This is a genomic window from Comamonas trifloxystrobinivorans (assembly GCF_043359985.1).
GTDB lineage: Bacteria > Pseudomonadota > Gammaproteobacteria > Burkholderiales > Burkholderiaceae_C > Comamonas > Comamonas trifloxystrobinivorans.
Genome location: NZ_JBHZGV010000036.1, coordinates 1 through 4620 on the forward strand (window position 1 = coordinate 1; position 4620 = coordinate 4620).

Genomic DNA, 4620 nt, shown 5'->3' on the forward strand with positions numbered 1-4620 from the left:
TGAAGGCAGTTTCCAAGACGTGGAGCTGTTACCTATGTCCTTGAACTAATGTGTTACCTATGAGTGTGAGTCATACCTGGGCACGCTTCTTTGCTGACTTTCTTGCCGTGCAGCAAGAAAGTCAGTCGCCCGCCGGGGCGAGTCCCGGCCAGCTGCAGCATGCAATACCCACCAACGCCAGTTAGAAAACTGCCTAACCTGCAAGAGAGTACACGCCACACGAGCAAGGGGGCACCGCTCACGATTCCGTGATGAGCCCAATAAAAAAACCTGCCAGCTCACGCTGACAGGTTTTTTAGAAAGCTTCCAGCTGGTTTACTTCACCAGCTGAGCCAGATCCCCGGCCGCATACTTCTTGGCCATTTGGTCCAGGCTGTAGCCCTTGATCTTGGCGCCCTGGCCTTCGCAACCGAACTCGATATAGCGCGCCTTGCACACTTGCTTGGCGGCTTCGCGGGCAGGCTTGAGCCATTCGCGGGCGTCGAACTTGTCGGGGTTCTCGGCCATGAACTTGCGCACGGCACCGGTCATCGCCAGGCGAATGTCGGTGTCGATGTTGATCTTGCGCACGCCGAACTTGATGGCTTCCTGGATTTCCTCGACGGGCACGCCGTAGGTTTCCTTCATCTTGCCGCCGTACTGGTTGATGATGGCCAGCAGCTCTTGCGGCACGGAAGAAGAGCCGTGCATCACCAGGTGGGTGTTGGGGATGCGGGCGTGGATTTCCTTGACGCGGCTGATCGCCAGAATGTCACCTGTGGGCTTGCGGCTGAACTTGTAGGCGCCGTGGCTGGTGCCGATGGCAATAGCCAGGGCGTCCAACTGCGTAGCCTTCACAAACACGGCGGCTTCTTCAGGGTCGGTCAGCATCTGGCTGTGGTCCAGCTTGCCTTCGGCGCCAATGCCGTCTTCCTCGCCCGCGTCACCAGTTTCCAGGTTGCCCAGGCAGCCCAGCTCGCCTTCGACCGTAGCGCCGATCTTGTGGGCCATGGCCACCACTTGCTGGGTCACGTCGACGTTGTAGTCAAAGTCCGAAGGCGTCTTGCCGTCGGCGCGCAGCGAGCCGTCCATCATCACCGAGCCGAAGCCCAGGTTCAGAGCGCCTTGGCAGATGTCGGGCGTGGTGCCGTGGTCCTGGTGCATCACCAGCGGGATGTGGGGGTACATCTCGGCAGCGGCCTGGATCAGGTGCTTGATGAAGGGCTCACCGGCGTACTTGCGGGCGCCTGCGCTGGCCTGCAAGATCACGGGCGCGCCCACTTCGTCGGCAGCCGCCATCACAGCCTGGACCTGTTCCAGGTTGTTGACGTTGAAAGCGGGGATGCCATAGCTGTTTTCGGCAGCATGGTCGAGCATTTCGCGCATCGAGATCAAAGGCATGGTGGTCAGGTCCGTTCTAATACAAAGAAAAAGCGCTGCAGCGGCCGCCGCAGCACCCTCGGTTCATTGCAGCGGCGTGGTAACCGCTTGGTAACTGCGCATTTTAGCAAGCTCAAATGACCTGCGCAGCCGGCATACCGAGGCGGTAACAAGTGGTATAGGGCGCAGGTGCCGCCGGCTGGGCAAACTCGCCCTGGTGCAAGGCCATGATGCGGGCCACGATCTCGTGCCCCAGGTGCAGGCTGTCCACCGGCTCAGGCGCCGCTGCCTGGCCGGCCCGGCCACCGTCATCACACACCTGCAGCCAGCATTGGCCGCCGCTGATGCCACCCTGGATCTCGATCTGCGTGCCCGGCGGCGTGTGGCGCAGCGCGTTTTCCACCAGGTTGCGCAAAGCCACTTCCAGCAAGGTGGTGTGACCGTTGACGCCCAGATGCTCGGGCATCTCCACCGACAGACTGCCGCCATGCGCCCAGGCGGCCTGCGCGTATTCGGCCGCCACGGTACGCGCCAGCTGGGCCAGATCCACGCTTTGCGTCTGCTGCGACAAAGCCACCCGGTTGCTGCGCGCCAAGGCCAGAATCTGGCCCAGCACATGGCCGGCACGCACCGCGTCTGCCCGGATGCGCTGCACCGATTGCTGGCGCTCGGCATCGCTCAGCGCGCCTTGCAAAGCCTGGGCGTGCAGGCTGATCGACGCCAGCGGCGTGCGCAGCTCGTGCGCCACCTCGTTGGCCAGCTTGCGCTCGCGCTCCATCGCCGCATCGTTGCGGTCCAGCAAGGTGTTGATGGAGTGCGTCACAGCGCGAAACTCCTGCCAGTTGTGCCCGGTGGTCAGACGCTGGTTGTTCTCGGGCTGCAGGTTTTCCACATCGGTCGAGAGCTGGTACAGCGGCTTCAAGCCCGCGCGGATGGTAAAACCCAGCACCAGCGTGACCACCGGCAGCAGCCACATGCCTGGCAACACCATCTGGCTGGCAATGTCATCGGCCAGATCGTCGCGCTCCTGCAGGCTGACCAAGACCGTCACCTTGCGCGTGCGCTCAGCATTCCATTGGGTAAAGGCGCGCCAGGGCTGCGGCTGCTCGCCCAGCGAGACATCAAAAAAACCGTCTTCCGTTCCGGTAAATCCCATCAACGGTGCGTCGCCCACGTTCAGCAGCAAATGGCCGTGCGCATTCCACATTTGCAGGCTCATCGACTGCTGGTAATCGTGCGCCCGCAAGCCGGGCAATGGCACGCGCGGCGTGGTTTTGCCCAAGGCGGCAGCATCGGCCATGGGAATGTTCAGCACCATGGCCGCTACGCTGGCCAGGTGGCCGTCGGTCAGCTCGTCGGACTCTTCCACGCCGGTCTGATAGGCCCAAAACACAAAGCTGGCCCACACCACCACCAGCGCACCCAAAATCCACACCAGCATGCGCGTCTGCAGGCGCGGCGGTTTCTGCGCAGAGCGGCCCTCGGTCATGCCACCTCTTGCGGCATGAAGTAGCCCACGCCGCGCATGGTCTGGATGTAGTCGGCGCCCAGCTTTTTGCGCAGATGGTGGATATGCACTTCCACCGCATTGCTTTCGACCGATGCATCAAAGCTGTACAACCGCTCCTCCAGTTGCTGGCGGGACAACACCCGCCCCTGGGCCTGCAACAGAATCAGCAAGATGGTGAAAGCGCGCGGCGACAAATCCACCGGCTCGCCGCGCAGCTGCGCCTGGTGTTGCGCCGGGTCCAGCACCAGGTCGCGGTAATGGATCAAGGGGTTGGCCCGGCCGCTGGCGCGCCGCACCAGAGCGCGCAGGCGCGCTTGCAGCTCGGCCGCGTCAAAAGGCTTGGAGAGGTAATCGTCCGCCCCCAGATCCAGGCCTTCGATGCGGTCGTGCACGCCGTCGCGCGCGGTCAGAATGATCACCGGCGTGGCCGGGTCAGGCAGCGCCGCCGCCAACGCCGTGGGTTTGGGCGCATTGCGCAGGCGCTGCAGCAGGCTGCTGCCATCGCCGTCGGGCAAGCCCAGATCCAGCAACACGGCATCAAAGCCTTCGGTGCAAAGCGCCGTCCAGGCGGCGGCCAGCGTAACGCACCAATCCACCGCATGGCCGCGCTGCTGCAGGTTGGTGCGCAGGCCTTCGGCAATGCCGGTATCGTCTTCGACCAGGAGTATTCGCATACTGACCATTTTGCCCGAATCCCCATTAAGACCCGATTAAGCCAAGCCGCTCCATACTCTTGCAATGCACGCCTCGCCCAGCCAGTCTTTTGCCCCCATCTCCCCTACCAACACAGCCCCCACCAGCCGCTGGATCGTGGTCACGCTGGTGGCCTTCGTCCTCGTCTCGCTGTGGGATGTAGCGGGCAACGACCTGGCCCTGGCCCACTGGTGGGGCAGCGCCCAGGGTTTTGCGCTGCGCAGCAACCACTTTCTGGTGCAGTACATGCACGAAGCCATGCGCATGCTCGGCTGGGTGGTGGTGGTAGCGCTGAGCATTGGCGTGTGGATTCCGTTTGGCGTACTGCGCCGCCTGCCCACCTTCCGCCGCGTGCAACTGGTGGCCAGCGTGCTGCTGTCGCTGGCCGTGGTAGCCACCATCAAACGCACCAGCGCCACGAGCTGCCCCTGGGATCTGCAATTGTTCGGCGGTGTGGCCGAATACGTATCGCACTGGCGCTGGGGTGTGCACGACGGCGGCAGCGGCCACTGCTTCCCCGCCGGCCACGCAGCCGCCGGCTTCGCCTTTCTGGGCGGCTATTTCGCACTGTGGCGCGACGCGCCTCGCGCCGCCCGCTGGTGGCTGGCAGTGGTGCTGGTAGTGGGCACGGCCCTGGGCATTGGCCAGCAAATGCGCGGCGCCCATTACATGAGCCACACCTTGTGGACGGCGTGGCTGTGCTGGACAGCGGGCTTGGTGCTGGATTTTGTGGCCCAGCGCTGGGGACGTGAGCAGCGCTAGTTCTGCGCTGCTGGCGGCTGCAGCGGTCGCGTAGAGGCGAGCGGTCGCGTCCTTTGCTCAGGACTTCTGCGCTTCGCGCAGATAGGTTGTTTTTCTAACTGGCGTTGCGCTGCATTGCCTGCAGCGGCTGGCCAGAGGGGCGGACGCGTAGTGACGAGCGTCCCCGTCCTTCATTAAGACTTCTGCGCTTTGCGCAGATGCCGGGATTTCGCCCCGGCGGGCGACCTCCCTTTTTGTTGCACGACAAAAAGCGAGGGGAAAAAACGTGCCCTACATCCAGCGTCCCCGACCGCCCC

General features: G+C 63.5%; 4 protein-coding genes. 1 reads left to right on the forward strand and 3 read right to left on the reverse strand.

Going from position 1 to position 4620, the window contains the following annotated elements; genetic code table 11:
* Positions 1 to 315: 315 nt before the first annotated feature.
* The 3 genes from fba to ACFIQF_RS24485 form a co-directional block, all read right to left on the reverse strand.
* Positions 316 to 1380 (reverse strand): class II fructose-bisphosphate aldolase, encoded by a 1065-nt coding sequence (gene fba / locus ACFIQF_RS24475; RefSeq protein WP_393946259.1) that lies wholly within the window; start codon positions 1378 to 1380, stop codon positions 316 to 318.
* Between the two features lie 112 nt (positions 1381 to 1492).
* Complete coding sequence (locus ACFIQF_RS24480) at positions 1493 to 2848, reverse strand: sensor histidine kinase (protein WP_393946260.1); 1356 nt, start codon at positions 2846 to 2848, stop codon at positions 1493 to 1495.
* Positions 2845 to 3543, reverse strand: a complete 699-nt coding sequence (locus ACFIQF_RS24485; RefSeq protein WP_393946261.1) for a response regulator transcription factor — start codon at positions 3541 to 3543, stop codon at positions 2845 to 2847. The genes ACFIQF_RS24480 and ACFIQF_RS24485 overlap by 4 nt, the downstream gene beginning before the upstream one ends.
* Before the next feature lie 64 nt (positions 3544 to 3607).
* Here ACFIQF_RS24485 and ACFIQF_RS24490 point away from each other — a divergent pair, with 64 nt between their 5' ends.
* Positions 3608 to 4324 carry a phosphatase PAP2 family protein gene (locus ACFIQF_RS24490; protein WP_393946262.1) on the forward strand — a complete coding sequence of 239 codons (717 nt, stop codon included), beginning with the start codon at positions 3608 to 3610 and terminating at the stop codon, positions 4322 to 4324.
* The last annotated feature ends 296 nt before the right edge of the window (positions 4325 to 4620 follow it).

What these genes read in the sequence shown, in the direction of transcription:
- fba (WP_393946259.1), bottom strand. Translation starts at nt 1,380, where the DNA reads ATGCCTTTGATCTCGATGCGCGAAATGCTCGACCATGCTGCCGAAAAC.
- ACFIQF_RS24480 (WP_393946260.1), bottom strand. Translation starts at nt 2,848, where the DNA reads ATGACCGAGGGCCGCTCTGCGCAGAAACCGCCGCGCCTGCAGACGCGC.
- ACFIQF_RS24485 (WP_393946261.1), bottom strand. Translation starts at nt 3,543, where the DNA reads ATGCGAATACTCCTGGTCGAAGACGATACCGGCATTGCCGAAGGCCTG.
- ACFIQF_RS24490 (WP_393946262.1), top strand. Translation starts at nt 3,608, where the DNA reads ATGCACGCCTCGCCCAGCCAGTCTTTTGCCCCCATCTCCCCTACCAAC.